The organism is Alteromonas sp. G4i13 (assembly GCF_054960505.1).
Genome location: NZ_JBHNYX010000028.1, coordinates 37,431 through 59,425, shown reverse-complemented (window position 1 = coordinate 59,425; position 21,995 = coordinate 37,431). Strand labels below are relative to the sequence as shown.

The following is a 21,995-nucleotide window of genomic DNA, read 5'->3' as shown; positions in this document are numbered from 1 at the left end:
CCATGTGATGTTAGTAATAGCGTTTTTCGCAGATTACTTCTTTAATATTCGAGCCGATGGCAGCGCGTGTCTCACATCTCAAATCTTGGGCTTGTGCACCGTAAAGAGAGATATATTCTTCTACATAAGGCTCTAAAGCATTGATGTAGTCTTCAGGTAAAGCATTCTTTATCTGTCGGTAAGAACGGTTCCATTCAGCGGTTTTTTGTTCCATTGCAACATTCAACCAGAGCCAGCCTTCTTCATAATTAACGGGCGTCCCCCATCCTTGGAAATACATTTGCGCGAGGTAATATTGGCCTTCTTTATTTCCCATTTTTGCAGAAGCAGTCAGCTTCTCCAGTGCTTTTTCATACTTCTCTGCCTTCAGGGCGTGCAAGCCCAATTCTAAAGTAGATAAATATTCGGATTTCCAAATATGATTCTTAGTATGCGACTGAGCCAGCGTAGGGGCTGAAAGTACAACTGAAGATAAAACGGCAGCTATTGCTAATAGATTTTTCATGTAGTATCCCTTCTTTTTGATAAATTTATAACGCAATTCACACTCATAGTGAACCGTCTAAAAGTACAGTATTTGTTTTATGTTACTAAAAATTTTAAGAGTAGAGTGATTAATCTCCACCAATAATTTGGACTTGTGCTAGGTCAGTATCGCCTTTCAAAACTTTGAAAATTGCGTCTTGAACGAGGGTGCGCATGCCATCAGCAGCAGCCTGAGACTTCATATCGGCGACGCTGGCTTCTTTGTACACCATTGACCGAAGCTCTGGCGTCATACCTAGTAGTTCATGTACCCCTGTTCTACCTTTGTAACCCGTGTTTCCACATTCTTCACAGCCTTTAGCGCGGTAAAGCTCTAGTGGCGTCTGAATATTCAGCTCCGCCATGTGCGCATGACCATACTGGCGCTCAATAAAGGCCATATCGGTTTCAGTGGCGATGTACTTTTCTTTGCAGTTACTACATAGCGTTCGAATAAGACGTTGAGCCAGTATACCCACGCAGGCATCGGAGAAGTTCACAGGGTCGAGACCCAAGTCAAGTAAACGGGTAATCGTTTCAGGGGCTGAGTTAGTATGCAGTGTAGACAGTACTAAGTGACCGGTTAACGAGGCTTCAATACCTGCATGCGCGGTTTCTTTATCACGCATCTCACCAATAAGAATAATGTCAGGGTCAGCACGTAAGAATGCGCGCAGGGCAGCAGCAAAGTTGAAGCCAATCTTGGGGCTTACTTGTACCTGTTGTAGGCCGGGTTGCGTGATTTCCACCGGGTCCTCAGCGGTCCAAATCTTCTTTTCAGGCGTGTTTAAATATCCCAATATAGCGTGAAGCGTGGTGGTTTTACCTGAACCCGTTGGCCCAACAACGAGAAGAATGCCGTGAGGCTTCTTAATCATTTCTTCTAAACGCGCACGGTTGTTCGGTGCCAAGTTCATCTTATCAATAGGCATCGCACCGCCAGATGCCAGAATACGCATAACCACACCTTCACCGGCAACCGTAGGAATGGTGGCAACACGAACTTCAACAAGTTGACCATTCATTCTAAACGCGAGTTTGCCATCCTGAGGTACGCGTTTTTCGGCAATGTTCAAATTCGACATTATCTTTATGCGTGCAATAACCGCACTGTGGTGCGAATTAGGCACTTGGTTCATGTCGCGGCACACACCGTCCACGCGCATACGTACACGAGTGGGCGCATTTTTCTCTGGGTCTATATGAATATCTGACGCGTTGAGTCTTTTTGCATCGTGCAGAATACGGCTTACTAAGCGCACCACAGCAGGGGCGTCGTCAGAAAGTTCATCGACCTGGTCGTCGTTATCTTCAGTTGATGTACCAATCTCGTCGAGAATATCACTCATCTCGCCGGGGCCACCGCCACCGCTATTTTCACCCAGGTATTGAAGAATTAAGCTTGGTAGGCTGACAGCTATCTCGTAGCTATCAATACCCATGGCGCTCTCTATTTCCATAAGTAGCGCCGCATTATTAGGTTCAGCCATCAATACTATGGGCTTGTCATGGGCATCGGCAATGACAGCCACATAGTTTCTTTTTAAATAAGAAACATTCAGACGGCTTTCATTTTCGAACCTGTGATACTTATCAGGTAAATAAGGAATAAAAGGCACCTGATAGTGAATAGAAAGCGAGTTGCCAATTTCTTCTTCAGAGATGCGGTGTTCCGATACAAGACGCTGTATAAGAGCGCGAATGTCTGGAGTAGAACTTTGAATATCGTTTAATGTAGCTTCGTCTAATAAGCTTTTGTGGACTAGTAGATCGAAAGGGTTGTTTGTGCCACCTAATTCAAATCTGAACTTGTCGCCAAGAATAAGTGCAAGGGCATTGCCTAGCTTTAAATCTTCTTCAGTAAAACCACCACTGACTTTGTTGATGATTTGGATAACACCCATCAACACGCCCGCATTCATTATAGGTACGCATAAAATGTTCTGGGTTTTAAAGTCATTGTCTTTGTCGAACTTGTCGGCGAAGCGCAGGCGAGGGTGAATGCTTTGAAGTAGTGCAGGATTATACGGGTCGTCAATAACCACAGCCTTTTGTGATAGGGCAACATAACCAGCAATCGACATTGGGCTAATTGGCACTTTTATTTCCAGCGTCTCTTTACCCGTTTTAAATCTCGCGACCAAATCTTGATGCTGACGTCGACGTTGAAAAATACTCATACGCTGGGCATCAAACAAACCGAGGATAATTGGCTCTAATAAACCATATGCATCCAGTAACGTGGAGTGGTTATTTAGAATGCGTTTTATTTGTGCAAAAGTTTGCTGGTTATTCACTACTTCCATATTCTCACTACTAATAATGTTGGCGCCTAGTCCTTTATGCATTTGGCGTTACAAGTGCCTGTTAAGCTAGGGTAACAAGATATACCTATACCACGAAAGCAACAATACTACTTATAGACAGTTACATACACTGGTATAGCGTAAAAATATGTGTATAAAAAGCAAACTGCCTCTTGCATTGCTTCTGCCTTTCTGTATAATTCGCGCCCACTGCCCAATTAGGGCACGTAATTTTTAGCCGCGACCTCACTGCTTTTAGGGTGGTCGCCGAAGTAACGGATTCATCATCACTGATTAGCCTGTTGCTGGCGTGCTAGAAAAAAGAACAGGGTTCCGATTGGGAACCATCGGTTTACGCACATCCTTTCTTTCCGGAATAAATGGAAGAGAAAGGGTGAATTTTTTTGTTCTTTCGATTGGAGCTTAATCGATGCCAAATCAAAGAATTCGCATTCGTTTGAAAGCGTTTGATCACAAGTTGATCGATCAGTCTACGGCTGAAATCGTTGAAACTGCGAAACGCACTGGTGCTCAGGTAAGTGGTCCTATTCCTCTACCTACTCGCAAAGAACGCTATACAGTTCTGATTTCTCCGCACGTTAACAAAGACGCGCGTGATCAATATGAAATCCGTACTCACAAGCGTTTGGTAGACATCATCGAGCCAACTGATAAAACAGTTGACGCGTTGATGCGTTTGGACTTGGCTGCTGGCGTTGATGTTCAAATCAGCCTGGGCTAATAAGAGAGGGTTATAACAATGGCGATTGGTCTAGTCGGTCGTAAAGTGGGTATGACTCGCATCTTCACTGAAGATGGTACGTCTATCCCTGTGACTGTTATTGAAGCGACCCCAAACCGCGTTACTCAGCTTCGTACTGAGGAAACTGACGGTTATCGCGCTCTTCAGGTTACTGCTGGAACTAAGAAAGCTAACCGCATCAACAAAGCTGAAGCAGGTCACTTTGCTAAAGCTGGTGTTGAAGCTGGACGCACTCTAGTAGAATTCCGCCTAGAAGAAAACGAAGGTGCCGATATTGAAGTAGGCAGTGAAATCACTGTTGAAATCTTTAACGACACTAAGAAAATTGATGTAACTGGTACATCAAAAGGTAAAGGTTTCCAAGGTGCTATCAAGCGCTGGAACTTCAGTTCTCAGCGTATGACACACGGTAACTCTTTGTCACACCGTGCTCCTGGTTCAATTGGTCAAAACCAATCACCAGGTAAAGTATTCAAAGGCAAGAAAATGGCTGGTCAGCTTGGTAACAAGCAAGTGACTACTCAGTCTTTGGAAGTTGTACGTGTTGACGTAGAGAACGGCCTTATCCTAGTTAAAGGTGCCGTACCTGGCGCAACTGGCAACGATGTAATCGTAAAGCCAGCTGTTAAAGCGTAACGTCTGGGGAGTGAACTGATGGAATTAACATTGAAAGACGCGCAAAGCGCTCTTGAAGTATCCGAAGCGACCTTTGGACGTGAATTCAACGAAGCCCTGGTACACCAGGTAGTTGTAGCTTACGGTGCAGGTGCTCGTCAGGGTACAAAAGCGCAGAAAACTCGCGCTGAAGTTCGTGGTGGCGGTAAGAAGCCATGGCGTCAAAAAGGTACTGGCCGTGCTCGTGCTGGTACAATCCGTAGCCCAATTTGGGTTGGCGGTGGCCGTGCTTTCGCAGCAAAGCCTCGTGACTTTGACCAAAAAGTTAACAAGAAAATGTATCGCGGTGCGATCAAGAGCATCCTGTCTGAACTAATCCGTCAAGACCGTTTGGTTGTTGTAGAGAAGTTCGGTGTTGACGCACCTAAGACTAAAGCTCTTATTTCTGCACTTAACGAATATGAACTAAATGACGTTCTAATCGTTACTCCTGAAGTTGATGAGAACTTGTTCCTAGCGGCGCGCAACTTGTACAAAGTTGACGTACGTGACGTAGCAGGCATCGACCCAGTGAGCTTGATTGCATTTGAAAAAGTGCTAATGACTGCTGATGCGGTTAAACAACTTGAGGAGGCGTTAGCATGAAAGAAGAACGTCTACTGAAGGTGCTAGTAGCACCTCACGTTTCAGAAAAGTCTACAATGGCTGCTGAAGCGAACAACACAGTTGTATTTAAAGTAGCTAAAGACGCGAACAAAGCCGAAATCAAAGCTGCAGTTGAAAAACTGTTTGAAGTTGAAGTTGAAGGTGTTCGTACTGTGAACGTTAAGGGTAAAACCAAGCGTCACGGCATGTCTTTCGGTAAGCGCAGCGACTGGAAAAAGGCCTACGTGGTTCTTAAAGAAGGTCAGGACATCGACTTTGTCGGTGGTGCTGAGTAAGAAGGGGATTAGAAATGCCATTATTGAAAGCTAAGCCAACTTCTGCCGGTCGTCGTCACGTTGTTCAGGTCGTAAATCCTGACCTGCACAAAGGTGCACCGTACGCACCTTTGCTTGAAAAGAACAGCAAATCTGGCGGTCGTAACAACAATGGTCGTATTACCACTCGTCACATTGGTGGTGGTCATAAGCAACACTACCGTGTAATCGACTTTAAACGCAACAAAGACGGCATTCCAGCTAAAGTTGAGCGTTTAGAATACGATCCAAACCGTTCTGCAAACATTGCACTAGTATTGTACGCAGACGGTGAACGTCGTTACATTCTGGCTCCTAAGGGTATGCAAGCAGGTGATGCAATCCAGTCTGGTTCGGACGCTCCGATCAAGTCTGGTAACACTCTACCTATGCGTAACATCCCTGTAGGTACTGTTGTACACGCAATTGAAATGAAGCCTGGCAAAGGTGCGCAAATCGCACGTTCTGCTGGTGCTTATGCTCAGATCCTAGCACGTGACGGAAACTACGTTACCCTACGTCTACGCTCTGGCGAAATGCGTAAAGTTCTATCTGATTGCCGCGCCACTATCGGTGAAGTTGGCAATGCAGAGCACATGCTTCGTTCACTAGGTAAAGCTGGTGCTACACGCTGGCGTGGTGTTCGTCCTACCGTTCGTGGTGTTGCCATGAACCCGGTTGATCACCCACACGGTGGTGGTGAAGGTCGTACATCAGGCGGTCGTCACCCAGTAACTCCTTGGGGTGTTCCTACCAAAGGTAAGAAAACCCGAAGCAACAAGCGTACTGATAAGCTTATCGTACGTCGTCGAAACAAGTAATAGCGAGGATTCACCATGCCACGTTCTCTCAAGAAAGGTCCTTTTATTGACCTTCACTTGCTGAAGAAGGTAGAGGCTGCAGTGGAAAAGAACGAACGTAAACCAATCAAAACTTGGTCTCGTCGTTCTATGATCATCCCAGATATGATTGGGTTGACCATTGCGGTCCATAACGGTCGCCAACATGTACCTGTCATTATTAGTGACGAAATGGTCGGCCACAAGTTGGGCGAATTTGCGCCAACGCGTACTTACCGCGGCCATGTCGCGGATAAGAAAGCTAAACGTTAAGGGGTAGGAAGATGGAAGCATTAGCTAAACACCGTTTTGCCCGCACGTCGGCTCAAAAGGCACGCTTGGTTGCGGATCAAATTCGCGGAATGCACGTTGAGAAAGCTCTAGAGCTTCTTGCGTACAGCCCGAAGAAAAGCGCAGCGCTAGTAAAGAAAGTATTGGAATCTGCGATTGCTAACGCAGAGCACAACGAAGGCGCAGACATCGACGAGTTACGCGTGTCTAAAGTTTTCGTTGACGAAGGTCCAACTATGAAACGTATCAAGCCACGTGCTAAAGGCCGTGCTGATCGTATCTTCAAGCGCAGCAGTCACATCACTGTGGTTGTAGCGGATAACTAGGAGTAGATAATGGGACAGAAGGTACATCCTACAGGTATACGCCTGGGTATCAGCAAACCATGGACTTCTACCTGGTACGCTAATACTGCAGACTATGCAGACAACCTGTATAACGATCATCAGGTACGTCAGTATCTGACTAAGCAACTAAAGAACGCTTCACTTTCTAAAATCGTGATCGAGCGTCCTGCTAAGAGCATCCGTGTGACTATTCACACTGCTCGTCCAGGCGTTGTAATCGGTAAGAAAGGTGAAGACGTAGAGAAGTTGCGTAACTACGTATCTAAGCTAGCCGGCGTGCCAGCTCAGATCAACATCGCTGAAGTACGTAAGCCAGAGCTAGATGGCCAGCTAGTAGCTGACAGCATCTCTAGCCAGCTAGAGCGTCGTGTTATGTTCCGTCGTGCTATGAAGCGCGCAGTACAAAACGCAATGCGTCTAGGCGCGAAAGGTATCAAAGTTGAAGTTAGCGGCCGTTTGGGCGGAGCAGAGATTGCACGTTCTGAATGGTACCGTGAAGGTCGCGTTCCTCTGCACACTTTCCGTGCGGATATCGATTACGCAACCTCTGAAGCGTCAACTACTTACGGTATCATCGGCGTTAAAGTATGGATCTTCAAAGGTGAAGTTCTAGGTGGTCTACCTACAACTCAAGAGCAAGCACCAGCTGCTCAACCTAAGAAGAAAGGCCGCAACGCTAAGCGAGAGGGCTAATCATGTTACAACCAAAACGCATGAAGTTCCGTAAGATGCACAAAGGTCGCAACCGCGGCTTAGCAGCGGGTAATACTGTTGCCTTTGGTACTTACGGCCTTAAAGCAGTTGGTCGTGGTCGAATGACTGCGCGCCAAATCGAAGCAGCGCGTCGTGCTATGACTCGTCACGTTAAGCGTCAAGGTAAAATTTGGATTCGAGTTTTCCCTGACAAGCCAATTACTGAGAAGCCTCTAGAAGTGCGTCAAGGTAAAGGTAAAGGTAACGTTGAGTACTGGGTATGCCAAATTCAGCCTGGTCGTGTGCTATACGAGATGGAAGGTGTTCCTGAAAATCTTGCACGCGAAGCGTTTGAATTGGCAGCGGCTAAACTGCCATTTAAAACAACCTTTGTAACTCGGACGGTGATGTAATGAAAGCGACTGAACTGAAAGAAAAGAGCGTAGAAGAGCTGAACGCAGAGTTGATTAACCTGCTACGCGAACAGTTCAACCTACGCATGCAGCACACAACAGGTCAGCTTGAAAAAACTGATCAGTTGAGAAAAGTACGTCGTAACATCGCGCGTGTTAAAACCATTCTGACTCAAAAGGCTGATGCGTAATGACTGAGCAAAAAATTCGTACAGTACAAGGTCGTGTGGTTAGCAACAAGATGGATAAGTCTATCACTGTTGTAGTTGAACGTTTTGTTAAGCACCCAATCTACGGGAAGTTCATCAAGCGCTCTACTAAGCTTCACGCCCACGACGAAAACAACGTATGCAATAAAGGTGACGTAGTAACAGTACGTGAATGTCGCCCACTATCTAAGAGCAAATCTTGGATGCTAGTTGACGTTGTTGAGAAAGCTGGCGTTTAATCGCTAACTTTTTTCAAGTCTTAAAAAAGCCGCTCTCGAGCGGCTTTTTTGTATCTGCAGTTTCTTTAACGTGCTTCCATAGGCTTAAGCGTGTTCATTATCAGCGCCGGTGAAGACTAGCGTCTTGTATAAATCAGCGTAGGCTTTGGACATCCTTTCTATACCAAATTTACTTGTGACAAGCTTATACAAAGCCTCTCCATATTGTGCTCTTTCATCAGGGGATTCAATTAGACTAATTAAGCTCTCCCCAATTCCGTCAATATCTCCCGGCGCTACCATTACACCTGTCTCCTTATGCTTGATAACTTCGGGTATTCCCCCCACAGGACTAGATAACACTGCACATTTATTAGCACCTGCCTGAAGTAAAATATCGCCTAAACCCTCTGAATAGGAAGGATGAACCAGAATATCTACATTAGGGAGTATTTTGGCTACCTCTTTTGTAAAACCGCAAAGCTTCACATGCTCGTCTAGCTTATGGCGTTCTATAAGTGATTGATAGCTCTCTTTTAGATTTCCCTCGCCAAACAATAAACAGGTTACATTTTCATGCTTGTTCAATACATCGTGCATAGCCAAAATGATATCCGCTTGCCCTTTTTGAGATGTGTACTGAGCGAAGTTTGCAATGACGATATGGTCTTCAGGAATAGAGAATGTACGTCGCAGCCAACCGCTATCTTTGCGTTGGGAATACTCTGTTAAGTCTACTGCTGGATATATAACGCGCTGATGTTCTACGCCTTCACAATGTAGTGAAACCACTTTCCTCACACCTTCAGATACGCTGATAACTGCATCGAATTGTTTGTACTTATAAAATGAAAAGTGAGTTTCGGGGTTATCTATTCGCCTTGTGCAAACCGTAGGCACACCTGAAATTTTGGCGAGCATGGCACCCCATACATCCGAACCCCGTTCGCTGTGTACATGAATAATATCTGGGTTAACCCCATTTACGACTTCCAGTAAACGCTTTACACATAGGAAGTCTGACTCACCGGCATACTTAATGGTATGCGTTTCACAATGCCCAAAAGCCGTATGACGAATCTCACTGTCTTCAGCGCAAACCAAGTGAAGTGATATATCATCATGGTGCTCTAACGCATTGATGAGGTATGCAACTTGTTCTGCGCCACCGTGAAGATGTATGCCAAGTTCAATGTGAAGAACGCGTATACTCAAATGCCTTCCTTAAAATTTATTTAATATTCTGTATACGCTGCTTTTGTATTTAAGACCGTTTTTTGCGGCTTTTCTTATATGGTTGTGGTAACACCCTGCTGTTTAAACACCACTATACGCATAAAGCGAGTGATCAATATATTATTGCCTTTCTCAAATACACTATTTACTTACGTATAGGTCGCTTTGCCCTAGACGCGGGCTATTTAGCCACTACAATGTCGAAAGAATCTATCGGGAACTGCGGCACTAGATAGCTAGAATTACCTGCTTAACGCTGGAAGTGGGTGTTTCCGCAGTGCCCAGCACACCGTATTTGAAAAGCATAATTCAACATCGATAGTCGATCACTTGTAGTCGTGCCGTCGAAGTATCTGTATCAAAAAGGATGTATTTATGGTTGTTGCCAATACACGTGGCTATAAACCTACTCTACTTGAAACGCTCTGCCGGTGGGGATATTCGCTTGTATTGGCGATTGCGATTCCCTTCGCATTTATTCATTTATTGATAAAAGCCACGAAAGCAAGCGATGACTCGCATCGAGGGAGATTTGAGCGTTTTGGTATAGTCCCAAAGCCGCTCAAGCAGAATGGCTATTTGTTTCACTGTGTTTCAGTGGGGGAAGTCGTGGCTGCTTCATGCGTAATAAAGCGAATAATGCAACACGAGCCAGACGCGCAAATAACCGTTACTACAACCACATCTACAGGCTCTGCTCGCGTTCGAGATATATTCAAAGACACCGTTCACCATTTCTATCTGCCTTATGATTTGTCGCTGACTATGTCTTCAATGCTGAAACGCATTAAGCCCAAAGCAGTAATGATTACAGAAGTTGAACTATGGCCAAACCTAATTCACGTGTGCTGGAAGCGAAATATTCCCGTTATGGTAATAAATGCTCGCATGACTGAGCGCTCGGCTAAACGTTATAAAAAAATCGGACAGCTATTTAACCCTATGTTGGCTAAGCTATCTCACGTATGTGCTCAAGGGCAGAGAGACTATGATAATTATGCATGGCTTGGTGTTGCGCAAGATAAGCTAACCCTCACGAATAATATTAAGTTTGATCAAGCCGCAAATACAGCGAGCTCTTCTGCACATTTTCTTGGGTTAGCTAAGGGTGCAAGGCCAATACTAGTTGCAGGCAGCACGCACGAACCTGAAGAGAGCGTTATCGTTGAATCTGCAAAGGTTTTATGGAAAGAGAGCCCTCAACTACGGGTGATTATTGTCCCTCGCCATCCAGAGCGTTTTGAAGCCGTAGCAAAATTACTTGAAAGGCATAATCTGAACTTCGTCAAAAGTTCAGAGGTGGATAACGTTCCAGACGATGTGAACGTTATCCTGTTGGATGAAATGGGTAAGTTAAATCATGCTTATGCGGTAGCAACATTTGCCTTTGTTGGCGGCTCTATTGCCGATAGAGGCGGCCATAATGCCCTTGAGCCGGCAGCATTCTCGTTGCCAATAATGATGGGGCCACACACCTATAATAACCCTGTTATCTGCGACTATTTAAAAGAATGTGGCGCATTAAGCATTGTAGAAGATGCTTCTCGCGTTTCTTCAACGGTACAAGAATGGCTTGAATCACCCAGTAAAGCTGAAAAAGCGGGAATGGCCGGTAAAAAGGTACTACAGGATAACAGCGGCGCGTTAGATTCTACTTTAGCGTGTATACATCGCAGTATTCGTTAAATGCCGTCAGTCAAAAACAGCAACTCGTTGTTATTGAACAAAAAAGGAACCCCGCATTTGTGCGTCTGATGCACCAAATTAGGCGCTGTGACAGCTAAAAGATAATGAATAGGGACTTGGTTTTTAGCTATCTATTTGATTATACAAGGATTGTCAAAGTTGGTTCGCTGCTTGCTATAAAGTGTGCGACAGCGTAACAACAGTAAAATCCAAATAAATATGCACCTTTTAAAAAGGGCACTGCGTTGCGCGTTTTCCAGGGAGAGACCTCCTGCCTGTGGGCAGGAGGTTTTCTTACTTTTACACTTCTACTTTTTCTTCTTTTCGTTCTGGTTCAATCAAGCTAATCACACGCCATCCTGCTTTAGGCTGAATACTGTTACCGTTGATAAAAGTATAGCTCTTACCTTCAGCGTTGATCGCAATGAGAGGTGTAGCGCGCTCACCATACTGTTTAATGTACTGCTCGTAAGTAAACTCTTCAGATAAACGGGTGGTCTTCACCATTGAGTCACGGGCAATGGCCGATGCTAAATACCCATAAGTAACGCCTTCATCGAACAGAGTAAGTTTTTTCGCGTATTGTTCGCTAACTTGGTGACTTGGTCGCGTAGATTGTTCGTTATTTGTCAGCGCCCATACTTTGTCTTTGCCCATCGTGTATTCAAAGTGATAAGCAATAAGTGGGTTAAGCTGCTTATAAGGCGACATAATCAGCACGGTACCGAATGTATTCAGATCAAGATGTCGCGCTGCATGGTCAGACATTGGGTTGCCAAAATATACTGGGATATCCTTCATACGCGCTTCTCTTATTGCGTCCCAGTTAGTATCTGCAATGGTAACGTCTAGCTTTTGGTTTATCATTTCTGTCGCTAAGGCGCGGTTGAATTTGCTGCCACCGAAAATCAGATAGCCAGTTGGCGCAGGCGCTCTCACCTTAAGTAGTGACGCAACAGTGCGTGAAGTAAGGCTCTGTACCACCACTGTTGCAATAATCACCATAAAGACAATAGGAACGATAATACCCGCGCCTTCATAGCCAATTTCTTCAAGCTTTAAAGAGAAAAGGGCTGATACCGCCGCTGCAACAATACCTCGAGGTGCAATCCAGCTTAGCAAGGCTAATTCGTTTAACTTGAGTCCGGTACCAACGGAGGACGCCAATACGGACAAAGGCCGAGCCACAAACATAATGGCGGCAAGCACTACAACGGAGCCCCAACCTACATCCACTACCGATTGTAAGTTCAAACGCGTGGCAAGCAGAATAAATAAGCCTGAAATAAGTAAAACACTGAGGGTTTCTTTAAATTCAAGAATGTCTTCTACGTCTACGTCCTTCATATTGGCCAGTACCATACCAGATATGGTAACGGCCAAAAGGCCAGACTCGTGCGCAACATAATTAGACGCTGCAAATACACCCAGAATAACGGTTAACACTGCGGTGTTAAGCAAATAGTGCGGTATCCAGTCTTTGCGAATAGACAGACCAAGCAGATAGCCAGAAGCGAGACCAAGTACGGAGCCAATTCCAATGGTTTTGCCAAACGCTATTAGCGTATGGGTAATGGCGGTTTCTTGCGATGCAACGATAAACTCGAAAACCAGTACGGCGAGCAGAGCGCCGATAGGGTCTATGACAATCCCTTCCCAGCGTAAGATATTGGCCAAATTCGTTTTCGGTCGCACGGTTCTGAGCATGGGCACTATAACCGTGGGGCCTGTTACGGTAACAATGGCTCCGAATAGGAAGGATAGCTGCCAAGTAAGATCAAGACTGTAGTGCGCTGCAGTGGCTGCGACAAGCCAGGTTACAACCACGCCCACAGAGCAAAGGTTTCGAACCATGTTCCCATGACCCGCGATGTCGCTGAACTTCAGCGTCAGTGACCCTTCAAAAAGAATAATGGCAACAGAGAGAGAAACGACAGGAAACAGCAAATCACCGAATAAGTCGTCCGCGTTGAGCACGCCAAAAACAGGGCCAACCACAATACCGACAATTAACAACGGTAAAATAGCAGGGAGCCTAACCTTATAGGCTAAGTATTGGCAGGTAATTGACAGCAATCCAACTGCAACGAGTGAAAGAAGCGGGTCTGACAAAGTGAGTCCTTAACGTGTTGATATTATTCCATGGTATATCAGCCTAAACATTTGTCATACAGAGACTTTAGGCCAACCTAAGTTTATAGCGATATACGCTTGGGCTAAAAGTTTAGACCAATAGACCTTATTTAGCGCACTAAAATGCATGTTAGAGAGTGGGTAGGTTTGATATTATTCGTCACTTATCGTTCTTTTCGGAGCCTTTCATTGAACACTCACTTTAAATTCGCGGCTTTATCAGCATCGCTTGTACTAGCATCGGCATGCGCAGTTCAATATCCCATCCCTTCTGCACAGTTACAAATAAAAAATATCGTTGAGTTGCCGGAAGAACTTTCAGAAACATCGGGTCTATTTTGCGAAACGGACGGCATGTACTCATTAAATGACTCAGGTAATGCTCCCATCATTTATCGTATAAATTACCAGGGTGAAATTATTGAACGAACGCGCTTACCGCTCACCAATAAAGACTGGGAAGCAATAACCGCTGACGCTTCATCGTTTTACATTGCGGATGTGGGAAACAATAAAGGCAAAAGAGAGCAGGTCGAAATACATAAAGTAAACCGCTCAAATGTGAATGACATCACCTCTATTACATTGAAATACGAGGGTAATGACGCTTCGAATAACATTCCTTATGCACATGATTTTGACTCAGAGGCGATGGTTAAGCATGGCGATGACCTGCTTCTTTTTTCTAAAAGTTGGAAAACTGGTATAACCCATATCTATAAAGTGAACGAAGACGAAGCTGAGCAAACCATTAGTACGTTTGCGTCCATTGATGGACTGCCGGGCGTGGTAACTGGGGTAGACTTCGATCAGCACCAAAATAGGTTTGTTATCACCGGCTACAAATCAGATCCATTTGGAAACTTTGCTACTTTCATGGCTCAAGTATCAAGCGACTTTGCCCTTCTTGATGTATGGCCGCTTGAGCAATATAAACAAGTTGAAGGCATATGCGTGGATAATAGCGGCACATATTGGTTCAGCGAAGAAGCTACGGAAGGGCGCAAAGCATCGTTGTCTAGCGCCAGAGTGATGCCATAACAAGTAGCGCCAAAACAGGTAACGCCGTAACGAGCAACGCTATAAAAAAGCGAGCTGATTGAAGTCTGGCAGCCAATCCCCCCAAGCTTATTCACGGTTGTGAATAAGCGCTCTTTCATTGTCAGCAGCTGTTCTTTTAAAGTTATCTTTTAGTCGATGTTAGTAAAATGGCTAATACCCAACTGCCTACTTTCCTGTCTATACTGAAATTGTGATCGAATAAGTTGTAGCCAACCACAATTTGAGAGGCAGCGAAAAATGAGACGTTTAAACCAGTCCTTTTTAGCAATGTGCTTTTGTCCATGTTTTTTATTGGCGGGTGCAGCTAATGCCTCTGTGGTCGAAAAGGCACAAGAATGGCTCAACAAATATTCAGACAGTGACGATACGTTTTCCCTAACTCTCACTAAGAATAAAATTAAGTTCAAAGGCTGCAAACAAAAGCAGTATCAACTTGCATTTAGCCAAAAACTGGCGCCAATGTTTAACGTTGAAGCCATTGTCCATTACAACAAAGGGTTGCTTGACTACGGTGTTATGTCTCAGCGTGTCAGAAGCCACGAATTTGAAGTGGTTAGCTGGTGGGATAGAGGTGATTATCGGTTGGGGTTAAGCCATAAAGTACGCCCCCGTCATGAGATGAGCATTCCGGTTGCCGATACAATTCGTCTGCCTACCAGTACATCAGCAGGCCTTTACGTAGAAATTCCATTCAAGGAAGACAAGCACCTTCTTACTGTTGGAGCTATGAGAGAGTCGTGGGAAAGTGAAGGAGCATCAATGCAATTGCCATGGCGTTCCAGCCGTGACAATCAAGTAAAAGTAGAATACGCCATCACTTTCTAAATGGTGGCGCATAAGGTTGTGTTATCTCACCGCTTTGCCATTCATAAGGCATAAGTAAACTTATAGCTTAAATCTGCTCACTTCAGACGAGAGTTCTTGCGCCAGTTCATCGAGCTTGTCACTCACGCTAACCAATATCTTAGTCGCATTCAGGGTTTCTTCACTTGATGCACTAATGTCATTAATGTTTCGACTGATATCTTCAACCACCGTGGCTTGCTCTTCCGTAGCCGTCGCCACTTGCGTGTTCACATCATTAATGTGAGCAATCTCTTCGGCGATATCTTGAAGCAATTTGTCTATTTCATTGGTTGCGGTTACCACATCGGTTGTGCGTGCTCGACTTGACTCCATTTGCGAAACGGCAGATTTAGAGTCTTGCTGGAACTTATCGATCTTCACCTGTATTTCATCAGTCGCTTGAGCGGCACGTTGTGCAAGTGTTCGCACCTCATCAGCAACGACTGAGAAGCCTCGGCCGTGATCGCCAGCCCGAGCTGCTTCTATAGCAGCATTTAGCGCAAGTAAATTGGTTTGCTCTGAAATACCTCGAATTGTATCGAGGATACCGCCAATGGCTGCGGTGTGTTCATCTAGTGATTGAATAACCCGAGACACATCTTGAATTTGACCCGAAAGACCGTTTATCGCGTGTACTGCACGTTGGGTAATTTCTCGACCGTGAGCGGAATTAGTTGTAGCCATATTCGCATTTTGCGCAGCATGGGTAGCTGACTGGGCTACTTCATTTACCGTACTGCCCATCTCTGTTAGCGCGGCTGCCGCCTGTAAGGTTTGATCGCGCTGGCTCTTGGTAGAGTTTTCTGTTTGATGAGACTGCTTCGCAACATCTTGTGCTGACGCCTTTAGTGCGTGACTTGTTTTCGCCACTTGCGAAATGGTGCCGTGAAGGTGATCAATAAAGTTATTGAACCCTTCCACTAATCGGGCAATTTCCTTTTGTTCTGGCATAGGAATACGAGAGCGTAAGTCGCCTTGTCCTCTGCCAAGCTGCTGGAAAACATCGGCCAGTGATTCAAGTGGCTTAGTAAGCGTGCCTGCTAGCCAAATACCAATAAGTGCGAAAGCGCCTGCTATCACCAAAGCCCAAATAATAATCTGGCGGCTGCCTGCATTTAGCGATGCGTAAAGCTCATGCTCGGGTACTTGTGCAACCACGTACCAACCGGCTTTTTCCACATAGGTACTGGCAAACAGTTGCGTGTCGCCTGCCGCGTCGCTGGTGGCCATAGCAAAGCCCTGACGATTGAGTAGTTGCCCTGATGTGCTTGAATCGCTTATGGACGCTAACTTAGCCTTTCCTAATAACTCGGTATTGGGATGAGCGATAATGGTGCCGTTTCCGTCAACAAGAAAGACAAAGCCGGTTTGCGCAATTTTCACCGCATTGATGATATCTAGCAGCTCATCGACCGATTTAGCGACACCCGACATACCTCTGCCGTTTACTTGCTGGTAATTCGCAAAAAGTCGGTAACCTTGGCCCGGTTCGTTGTATAGGCTTAGTGAAATTGGTTCGCCGCTATTTTTGTAAGCGAAAAACCACCCATCAAATTCATCATTTTGTAGCACCCGCAAGAAACCATCTTGGTTCCAATATTTGTAGGTGGTTCTGTCTACAAATGAGGCTACCGTTAAATCGTTAAATTCAACGATATTACTTAAATAGCTAAGGAGACGGCGTTCGCCAGCGCTATCTGCGCCTGCCGACGACCAGGCAAGAATGTCGGGGTTAGAAGCAATGCCGTGAGCAACGGTAAGCATTACACTTGCTTCCCTGTCCACTCGGTTACCAACCTGTTTAAGTAATGAAGGAAGCTGAAGTTCTTCCATGTTCTCTTTAACGAGGTCACGGGCAATCCATTGGCTAATAGAACCTACAAGAATAGCAGCAGCGAGCACCGCCACAATAAGAGAAATAATGAGTTTTTGTTTTATACTGAAAGTCATGACTTTCGACCACGTAAGTTAATGCTGAAATTTATGATCAAGGGTGACGTGGCATTGCAGGCACAGCAACGTCTGATAATGAGTCCTAGGCGGGTCAGTACTACTCTCTGATTCTTACGCTAGTGCTATTGTTATTTTTAAAGCGCAGACAAGTTATCGACCTTTTCCCTGCAAGGTTTATACTTTTTGCTAGGGCAAAGAGATTGTGAAGCATAATTGACCAATAGGTCAATAGAAAGATGAGGCTTTACAAAAACGTCAGTTATAAAAAAGCCCTCTGCTTTACGAAGAAAGCAAGAGGGCCAATGGCGTACTGAAGCTAAATATTTAATTAGCCACAGCTAGGGCCTGTTGCTCTTTGATGTACAGCGAATAACAACAGGACCTAGGAAGGGTAAGTGCGTTAACTTACTCTTTGCTTTCCTTAGGAATAGGGAAACCACGGTCACGCATCAATGCGTCTACCTTGGCGTCACGACCACGAAACTTGCGATATGCTTCAGCTGGATCCATTGCGTTACGTACGGCGAATAGATATTTCACTAAGCGATCGCCTACTTCTTTATCGTAGAAACCACCCGGTGCTTCCATAAAGGCTTCTGCTGCGTCAGCTGTAAGAACTTCTGCCCACATGTAGCCGTAATAGGCCGCAGCATAACCTTCACCCGAGAACACGTGACCGAAGTGAGGTGAACGGTGACGCATAACGATTTCTTCTGGCATACCAAGCTTCTTAAGCTCTTCACGCTCAAAAGTATCAGGGTCAATCTTGCTAGGATCGGTAGTATGATACTTCAGGTCCATAATGGCAGAAGCCATGTACTCAGTGGTTTTGAAGCCTTCATTAAAGGTTGAGGCCTTCTTAATCTTTTCAACTAGTTCTGCTGGAATTGGCTCGCCTGTTTCATGGTGAACCAGATAGGTGTTGATTACCTCATCGGTGGTCAACCAGCGCTCTAATAACTGAGACTGGAACTCAGTGTAATCGCGTACGCCAGAATGCGAAGACGGGTATTCTACGTCAGACGCTAAGAAGTGAAGGGCATGACCAAATTCATGGAAGTAGGTTTCAGCATCATCCCACGAAATAAGTGTAGCTTCGCCATCAGCACCTTTCACGAAGTTCGAGTTGTTTGAAGACAATACGGTCTTCTTACCATCGAACGTGGTGTAAGAGCGATACGTCGTTGCCCAAGCACCAGAGCGTTTACCTTGGCGTGAGAATGGGTCAAGGTACCAAAGACCGATATGCTCACCGCTGTCTTTGTCAGTTACTTCCCATACTTTCACGTCTTCGTGGAAAACGGGTACTTTGCCTTCTTCAACAGGTGTGAAGTTGAAGTTGAACAAGCGACCTGCAACGTAAAACATCGCTTCGCGCAGCTTATCAAGCTGTAAGTACTGCTTTACTTCGTTTGAATCTAGGTCGTACTTCGCTTGGCGCACTTTTTCTGCATAGAAGCGGTAGTCCCATGGCGCAATAGTAATGTCTGCACCTTCTTCATCGGCAATGGCCTGCATGTCGGCCACTTCTTCTTCAACGCGAGCAATAGCGGCAGGCCATACTTTCATCATCAGATCCATGGCGTTTTCTGGATTCTTCGCCATACGATCTTCTAAACGCCACTGTGCGTAATTTTCGTAACCTAACAGCTCAACGCGCTCATCTCGAAGGGTTAGGATGCGCTTGATAATGTCATTGTTATCAAACTCGTCGGCATTGTCACCGCGGTTGTAGTAAGTACGCCATACTTTTTCGCGAAGCTCACGATTGGTTGAGTAGGTCAAGAACGGGTCCATAGACGAACGCGTATTGGTAATCGCATACTTACCTTCTTCGCCGCGAGACTCTGCTGCCGCTTTAGCTGCCTTTACAAACGAAGCGGGTAGGCCGTCAAGCTGGTCTTCAGTAATATAAGTAACGTAGTTTTCTTCGTCTGCTAGCACGTTGTTAGAAAACTTGGTGTGCAGAGTAGCAAGTTCTTGGTTAATTTCAGCATAGCGCTTTTTCGCTTCGCCATCTAACGTTGCACCGTTGCGCGCGAAGCTGTTGTAAGTCATCCACGTAATACGCTGTTCTTCTGGCGTGAGCGATTTCAGTTCATCAGACTCGTACACCGCTTTCACTCTTTCAAAGAGTTTTTCATTTTGCGTAATTTGAGTGAAGAAAGCTGACAGTTTTGGTGACATCTCGGCCTGAATTTCGCGGAATTCAGGGCTAGACTTGTTTGAGCTCCAAATGCCGTAATACGTGAATACGCGTCCAAGCTCTGCACCTGCGCGCTCCATTTCAACAATGACGTTTTCAAACGTTGGTGGCGCTTCGTTATTTGCGATGGCTTCGATCTCTTTAAGATTCAGTTCCATGGCTTTTTCTAGCGCAGGCTTCAAATCTTCCAAATTCATTTTATCGAAAGCAGGCACGCCACCGTACGGGCCTTTAAACTCTTGAAGCAGCACGTTATCAAACTGTGCTTGTTGAGATGTCGCTGTATTTTGTACATCTGTGCTGGTGGTCTCAGGTGCTTTTTGTTCTGAACATGCACCGAGTGCAACCACAACCGCCATAGCGGTGAGTGATGATTTAAATTTACCCATGAGTTTTCCTGTCTGTTTTTATCTATACGTTTTATGACAAAAACCATCTTAAGATAATGTAAAAATAAGTTAAATGCTCTTTAACGTAATTCCTTGCAGTACAGCGGTTTGAAGAGAAATCGCGCTGATATGCAATTCGTCGAAATTGGTCAAATTTTGATTGGCTTTATGCTGGTTGGAAATTACACTGCGCGCGTTCTGAATAGCTGTCTTCCGCAGCTCGTAAACCACTGACTTTTTTACTGTGATCATCATGTTTGAATTACTTCTTCACGCGTTTCCCGTTGCATTCGCTTTGGCCTCCTTTTGGTCGAACACTGAACGTAAATTACTGCTACTGAATTTAGGGTTATGTATTGCTATTGGCTCACTTTTGGTTTTCGAGCAAGCGTGGGGAGGAGCTGTAGTAATTACGGTGGCGGGGCTGAGTACCAGTTATCGTTTAATAAAACAAAAACTTCTGTCTCCTGTGGCAACCTACATTACATTAATCTCTATGATGGTTATTGTGCTGACGGTGAATAACCTAACCGGTAAAACATCGTTAGTTGAAGCTATGCCGGTGTTAACTTTTATGGCGTACCGGTTTGGTGAACTTCACTGCAAGGAAGCGGGTTTAAGGGTATGCATGATCATTGGCTCCATCAACTTCACTGCGTACGGAATAATTACGCAAACGTGGGGATTAGCCATTACTGAAGCCCTGTTTGCAGCCTCGAACCTGTGGTATTACATGAAGCTAAGACGTGCCATGCGTACCAGCCCTGTTTGAAGCATAAAATAGTTCATGTCAGACCGATAACTGCACTAACCTAATGACAAGAATGTGGATGTATTGAAACCATAGCCGCTTTGTGATTTATTGCGTCTTTAAAGGGAATCAAACTTTCACAGGGAAGACGATGCAACGCAAACCCATCGACAAGGCACTATTTCTTGGTGTTCCAGCATTTCTACTGGCTCTTTTTATTTTAAATATCACTGCAGAAGGTGAAGTTAAACTCGCGGCTACCCTAGGTAGTGTTGGGCTATGTATAGGCTTTTTCTCTTATTTAAGAAGCAGGCGCTTCGGTAATAGATATCCCGTTGAAAAATTGATAGAAAAAGATGGTGATTTTGTGGTGTTTCATTTTTTACAGGGACTTGAACGCCAGCCCCTCAGGGTGAACGCCAATACTATCTATGCGCTTAATTTTTCTCACCATTACCTTGGAGTCATTTTGGAAAGCGGCAACGGTAAAGGGTTCGACTTTCACTATCCTCATAAGGAAGCCGTAATAAAAGCGAGACTTCAAGTGGTGCTAGGTGATGATGGATTTAACAACGTAAAAAAGAATGTCTAAATAAAGCGAAAAAAGTGTAAAGAGAAGCCCGAAAGTAATGTTTACTCGCGGGCTTTTTTTATTTTATCAGTGTAAAAACTTACGCAAACACCACGGTCTTATTTCTGTGAATAATCACGCGGTCTTCTAAGTGGTAGCGCACGCCATGAGCTAATGCCGTTACTTCACAATCTTTACCCTTACGCACCATATCAGCTGCACTGTCGCTGTGACTAATACGCTTAACGCTTTGCTCAATAATAGGGCCTTCATCTAAATCTTTAGTTACGTAGTGACAGGTTGCGCCGATTAACTTTACGCCGCGATCATAGGCTTGCTGGTAAGGCTTAGCACCTGCAAAGCTCGGCAAGAAGCTGTGGTGAATGTTAATGGCTTTACCTTGCAATTCTTGGCAAAGCGTATCAGGTAAAATCTGCATAAAGCGGGCAAGCACGGTCAAATCAATTTTGTATTCTTGAAGTAAAGTCGTGATTTGCGCAAAAGCGGCTTCTTTCCCTAACGCTTTAAAGTCTACCCAATGGAAAGGGACTTTGTACCAGTCTGCAAACTGTTTCATTTGCGGGTGGTTGCCAATAATAACCGGAATATCACAGTGTAGTTCGCCTGTGTGCCAGCGGTGAAGCAGGTCAACTAAACAGTGAGACTCAAGGCTGGCAAGCAGAGCGACGCGCTGTTTTTTGCTGGAGTCGCTCAGCTTCCAGTTCATCTGATATTCGTTAGCAAGCGGGGTGAATTCTTTAACAAAGCTTTGATGATCTAACTTTAGCGAGTCGGTGCTAATTTCATGGCGCATGAAAAAGCGGCCGGTTTGTAAGTCAGTGTGATGGCTTGCTTCAACGATGGTAGCGTTATGGTCGGCCAAAAATTGCGACACGCTGGCAACGAGCCCAATTTGGTCTGGGCAGTCTATTACTAATCTAAATGTTTGTTGCATTTGGGCAGTTTGAATAAAAAAACAGGCTT

At 45.1% G+C, this 21,995-nt stretch carries 24 protein-coding genes; 16 read left to right on the top strand and 8 right to left on the bottom strand.

What is annotated here, in order from left to right:
• Window positions 1-10: 10 nt before the first annotated feature.
• Window positions 11-505 (bottom strand): SEL1-like repeat protein, encoded by a 495-nt coding sequence (locus ACFI6J_RS14280; protein WP_014947973.1) that lies wholly within the window; start codon window positions 503-505, stop codon window positions 11-13.
• Window positions 506-614: 109 nt separating this feature from the next.
• Complete coding sequence (locus ACFI6J_RS14275) at window positions 615-2,873, bottom strand: GspE/PulE family protein (RefSeq protein WP_014947974.1); 2,259 nt, start codon at window positions 2,871-2,873, stop codon at window positions 615-617.
• A gap of 388 nt (window positions 2,874-3,261) precedes the next feature.
• On the opposite strand from ACFI6J_RS14275, the gene rpsJ reads away from it, so the two are divergent.
• The 11 genes from rpsJ to rpsQ are packed head-to-tail and all read left to right on the top strand — an operon-like array spanning window position 3,262 to window position 8,199.
• The gene (gene rpsJ / locus ACFI6J_RS14270) at window positions 3,262-3,573 is read left to right on the top strand and encodes a 30S ribosomal protein S10 (RefSeq protein ID WP_010179497.1); all 312 of its coding nucleotides are present in this window, start codon (window positions 3,262-3,264) and stop codon (window positions 3,571-3,573) included.
• 18 nt (window positions 3,574-3,591) lie between these two features.
• The gene (gene rplC, locus ACFI6J_RS14265) at window positions 3,592-4,230 is read left to right on the top strand and encodes a 50S ribosomal protein L3 (RefSeq protein WP_014947975.1); all 639 of its coding nucleotides are present in this window, start codon (window positions 3,592-3,594) and stop codon (window positions 4,228-4,230) included.
• Window positions 4,231-4,248: 18 nt separating this feature from the next.
• Window positions 4,249-4,854, top strand: coding sequence for a 50S ribosomal protein L4 (gene rplD, locus ACFI6J_RS14260; RefSeq protein ID WP_012516958.1), 606 nt, complete (start codon window positions 4,249-4,251; stop codon window positions 4,852-4,854).
• Window positions 4,851-5,150 carry a 50S ribosomal protein L23 gene (rplW, locus tag ACFI6J_RS14255; protein WP_012516959.1) on the top strand — a complete coding sequence of 100 codons (300 nt, stop codon included), beginning with the start codon at window positions 4,851-4,853 and terminating at the stop codon, window positions 5,148-5,150. Before rplD ends, rplW begins: the two co-directional genes overlap by 4 nt.
• A 14-nt stretch (window positions 5,151-5,164) precedes the next feature.
• On the top strand, window positions 5,165-5,989 hold the full coding sequence (gene rplB / locus ACFI6J_RS14250; protein ID WP_014947976.1) for a 50S ribosomal protein L2: 825 nt from the start codon (window positions 5,165-5,167) through the stop codon (window positions 5,987-5,989).
• 15 nt (window positions 5,990-6,004) lie between these two features.
• On the top strand, window positions 6,005-6,280 hold the full coding sequence (gene rpsS, locus ACFI6J_RS14245; protein WP_012516961.1) for a 30S ribosomal protein S19: 276 nt from the start codon (window positions 6,005-6,007) through the stop codon (window positions 6,278-6,280).
• 11 nt (window positions 6,281-6,291) lie between these two features.
• Window positions 6,292-6,624 carry a 50S ribosomal protein L22 gene (rplV, locus tag ACFI6J_RS14240; protein ID WP_014947977.1) on the top strand — a complete coding sequence of 111 codons (333 nt, stop codon included), beginning with the start codon at window positions 6,292-6,294 and terminating at the stop codon, window positions 6,622-6,624.
• 9 nt (window positions 6,625-6,633) lie between these two features.
• Window positions 6,634-7,338, top strand: coding sequence for a 30S ribosomal protein S3 (rpsC, locus tag ACFI6J_RS14235; protein ID WP_014947978.1), 705 nt, complete (start codon window positions 6,634-6,636; stop codon window positions 7,336-7,338).
• A gap of 2 nt (window positions 7,339-7,340) precedes the next feature.
• On the top strand, window positions 7,341-7,751 hold the full coding sequence (rplP, locus tag ACFI6J_RS14230; protein ID WP_014947979.1) for a 50S ribosomal protein L16: 411 nt from the start codon (window positions 7,341-7,343) through the stop codon (window positions 7,749-7,751).
• Window positions 7,751-7,942 (top strand): 50S ribosomal protein L29, encoded by a 192-nt coding sequence (gene rpmC, locus ACFI6J_RS14225; protein ID WP_014947980.1) that lies wholly within the window; start codon window positions 7,751-7,753, stop codon window positions 7,940-7,942. Before rplP ends, rpmC begins: the two co-directional genes overlap by 1 nt.
• Window positions 7,942-8,199, top strand: coding sequence for a 30S ribosomal protein S17 (rpsQ, locus tag ACFI6J_RS14220; RefSeq protein ID WP_014975444.1), 258 nt, complete (start codon window positions 7,942-7,944; stop codon window positions 8,197-8,199). Before rpmC ends, rpsQ begins: the two co-directional genes overlap by 1 nt.
• 84 nt (window positions 8,200-8,283) lie before the next feature.
• Here the strand turns inward: rpsQ and ACFI6J_RS14215 are convergent, their stop codons facing one another.
• Window positions 8,284-9,393, bottom strand: a complete 1,110-nt coding sequence (locus ACFI6J_RS14215) for a glycosyltransferase family 4 protein (RefSeq protein WP_014975445.1) — start codon at window positions 9,391-9,393, stop codon at window positions 8,284-8,286.
• Between the two features lie 396 nt (window positions 9,394-9,789).
• Between ACFI6J_RS14215 and ACFI6J_RS14210 the strand changes: the two genes are divergently transcribed.
• Window positions 9,790-11,100: a 3-deoxy-D-manno-octulosonic acid transferase gene (locus ACFI6J_RS14210; protein ID WP_014975446.1), complete on the top strand. Its 1,311-nt coding sequence runs from the start codon at window positions 9,790-9,792 to the stop codon at window positions 11,098-11,100.
• A gap of 300 nt (window positions 11,101-11,400) precedes the next feature.
• On the opposite strand, the gene ACFI6J_RS14205 is transcribed toward ACFI6J_RS14210, so the two are convergent.
• A complete protein-coding gene (locus tag ACFI6J_RS14205) occupies window positions 11,401-13,212 on the bottom strand; it encodes a cation:proton antiporter (protein WP_061439208.1) in 1,812 nt (603 codons plus the stop codon).
• Between the two features lie 210 nt (window positions 13,213-13,422).
• On the opposite strand from ACFI6J_RS14205, the gene ACFI6J_RS14200 reads away from it, so the two are divergent.
• Complete coding sequence (locus tag ACFI6J_RS14200; RefSeq protein WP_014975448.1) at window positions 13,423-14,274, top strand: SdiA-regulated/phytase-like domain-containing protein; 852 nt, start codon at window positions 13,423-13,425, stop codon at window positions 14,272-14,274.
• Between the two features lie 258 nt (window positions 14,275-14,532).
• The gene (locus ACFI6J_RS14195; RefSeq protein ID WP_014947986.1) at window positions 14,533-15,120 is read left to right on the top strand and encodes a hypothetical protein; all 588 of its coding nucleotides are present in this window, start codon (window positions 14,533-14,535) and stop codon (window positions 15,118-15,120) included.
• A 60-nt stretch (window positions 15,121-15,180) separates the two neighbouring features.
• Here the strand turns inward: ACFI6J_RS14195 and ACFI6J_RS14190 are convergent, their stop codons facing one another.
• The 3 genes from ACFI6J_RS14190 to ACFI6J_RS14180 all read right to left on the bottom strand — a co-directional run bounded on the left by ACFI6J_RS14190 (window position 15,181) and on the right by ACFI6J_RS14180 (window position 19,944).
• Entirely contained in the window at window positions 15,181-17,091 is a 1,911-nt protein-coding gene (locus tag ACFI6J_RS14190; protein ID WP_049588564.1) for a methyl-accepting chemotaxis protein, read from the bottom strand.
• Window positions 17,092-17,499: 408 nt separating this feature from the next.
• Entirely contained in the window at window positions 17,500-19,689 is a 2,190-nt protein-coding gene (locus ACFI6J_RS14185) for a M3 family metallopeptidase (RefSeq protein ID WP_168532956.1), read from the bottom strand.
• Window positions 19,690-19,758: 69 nt separating this feature from the next.
• Window positions 19,759-19,944 carry a hypothetical protein gene (locus tag ACFI6J_RS14180; protein WP_014975451.1) on the bottom strand — a complete coding sequence of 62 codons (186 nt, stop codon included), beginning with the start codon at window positions 19,942-19,944 and terminating at the stop codon, window positions 19,759-19,761.
• On the opposite strand from ACFI6J_RS14180, the gene ACFI6J_RS14175 reads away from it, so the two are divergent.
• Window positions 19,943-20,461: a YgjV family protein gene (locus tag ACFI6J_RS14175; RefSeq protein ID WP_014947990.1), complete on the top strand. Its 519-nt coding sequence runs from the start codon at window positions 19,943-19,945 to the stop codon at window positions 20,459-20,461. The two genes, ACFI6J_RS14180 and ACFI6J_RS14175, sit on opposite strands and share 2 nt — an antisense overlap.
• Before the next feature lie 130 nt (window positions 20,462-20,591).
• Window positions 20,592-21,032, top strand: coding sequence for a hypothetical protein (locus ACFI6J_RS14170; RefSeq protein ID WP_462586236.1), 441 nt, complete (start codon window positions 20,592-20,594; stop codon window positions 21,030-21,032).
• 79 nt (window positions 21,033-21,111) lie between these two features.
• Here ACFI6J_RS14170 and purU read toward each other — a convergent pair whose 3' ends face one another.
• Window positions 21,112-21,966 carry a formyltetrahydrofolate deformylase gene (purU, locus tag ACFI6J_RS14165; protein WP_014947992.1) on the bottom strand — a complete coding sequence of 285 codons (855 nt, stop codon included), beginning with the start codon at window positions 21,964-21,966 and terminating at the stop codon, window positions 21,112-21,114.
• Window positions 21,967-21,995 lie beyond the last annotated feature (29 nt).

Coding starts and splice junctions, on each gene's coding strand:
- ACFI6J_RS14280 (WP_014947973.1), bottom strand. CDS start 505: ATGAAAAATCTATTAGCAATAGCTGCCGTTTTATCTTCAGTTGTACTT.
- ACFI6J_RS14275 (WP_014947974.1), bottom strand. CDS start 2,873: ATGCATAAAGGACTAGGCGCCAACATTATTAGTAGTGAGAATATGGAA.
- rpsJ (WP_010179497.1), top strand. CDS start 3,262: ATGCCAAATCAAAGAATTCGCATTCGTTTGAAAGCGTTTGATCACAAG.
- rplC (WP_014947975.1), top strand. CDS start 3,592: ATGGCGATTGGTCTAGTCGGTCGTAAAGTGGGTATGACTCGCATCTTC.
- rplD (WP_012516958.1), top strand. CDS start 4,249: ATGGAATTAACATTGAAAGACGCGCAAAGCGCTCTTGAAGTATCCGAA.
- rplW (WP_012516959.1), top strand. CDS start 4,851: ATGAAAGAAGAACGTCTACTGAAGGTGCTAGTAGCACCTCACGTTTCA.
- rplB (WP_014947976.1), top strand. CDS start 5,165: ATGCCATTATTGAAAGCTAAGCCAACTTCTGCCGGTCGTCGTCACGTT.
- rpsS (WP_012516961.1), top strand. CDS start 6,005: ATGCCACGTTCTCTCAAGAAAGGTCCTTTTATTGACCTTCACTTGCTG.
- rplV (WP_014947977.1), top strand. CDS start 6,292: ATGGAAGCATTAGCTAAACACCGTTTTGCCCGCACGTCGGCTCAAAAG.
- rpsC (WP_014947978.1), top strand. CDS start 6,634: ATGGGACAGAAGGTACATCCTACAGGTATACGCCTGGGTATCAGCAAA.
- rplP (WP_014947979.1), top strand. CDS start 7,341: ATGTTACAACCAAAACGCATGAAGTTCCGTAAGATGCACAAAGGTCGC.
- rpmC (WP_014947980.1), top strand. CDS start 7,751: ATGAAAGCGACTGAACTGAAAGAAAAGAGCGTAGAAGAGCTGAACGCA.
- rpsQ (WP_014975444.1), top strand. CDS start 7,942: ATGACTGAGCAAAAAATTCGTACAGTACAAGGTCGTGTGGTTAGCAAC.
- ACFI6J_RS14210 (WP_014975446.1), top strand. CDS start 9,790: ATGGTTGTTGCCAATACACGTGGCTATAAACCTACTCTACTTGAAACG.
- ACFI6J_RS14195 (WP_014947986.1), top strand. CDS start 14,533: ATGAGACGTTTAAACCAGTCCTTTTTAGCAATGTGCTTTTGTCCATGT.
- ACFI6J_RS14190 (WP_049588564.1), bottom strand. CDS start 17,091: ATGACTTTCAGTATAAAACAAAAACTCATTATTTCTCTTATTGTGGCG.
- ACFI6J_RS14185 (WP_168532956.1), bottom strand. CDS start 19,689: ATGGGTAAATTTAAATCATCACTCACCGCTATGGCGGTTGTGGTTGCA.
- ACFI6J_RS14175 (WP_014947990.1), top strand. CDS start 19,943: ATGTTTGAATTACTTCTTCACGCGTTTCCCGTTGCATTCGCTTTGGCC.
- ACFI6J_RS14180 (WP_014975451.1), bottom strand. CDS start 19,944: ATGATGATCACAGTAAAAAAGTCAGTGGTTTACGAGCTGCGGAAGACA.
- ACFI6J_RS14170 (WP_462586236.1), top strand. CDS start 20,592: ATGCAACGCAAACCCATCGACAAGGCACTATTTCTTGGTGTTCCAGCA.
- purU (WP_014947992.1), bottom strand. CDS start 21,966: ATGCAACAAACATTTAGATTAGTAATAGACTGCCCAGACCAAATTGGG.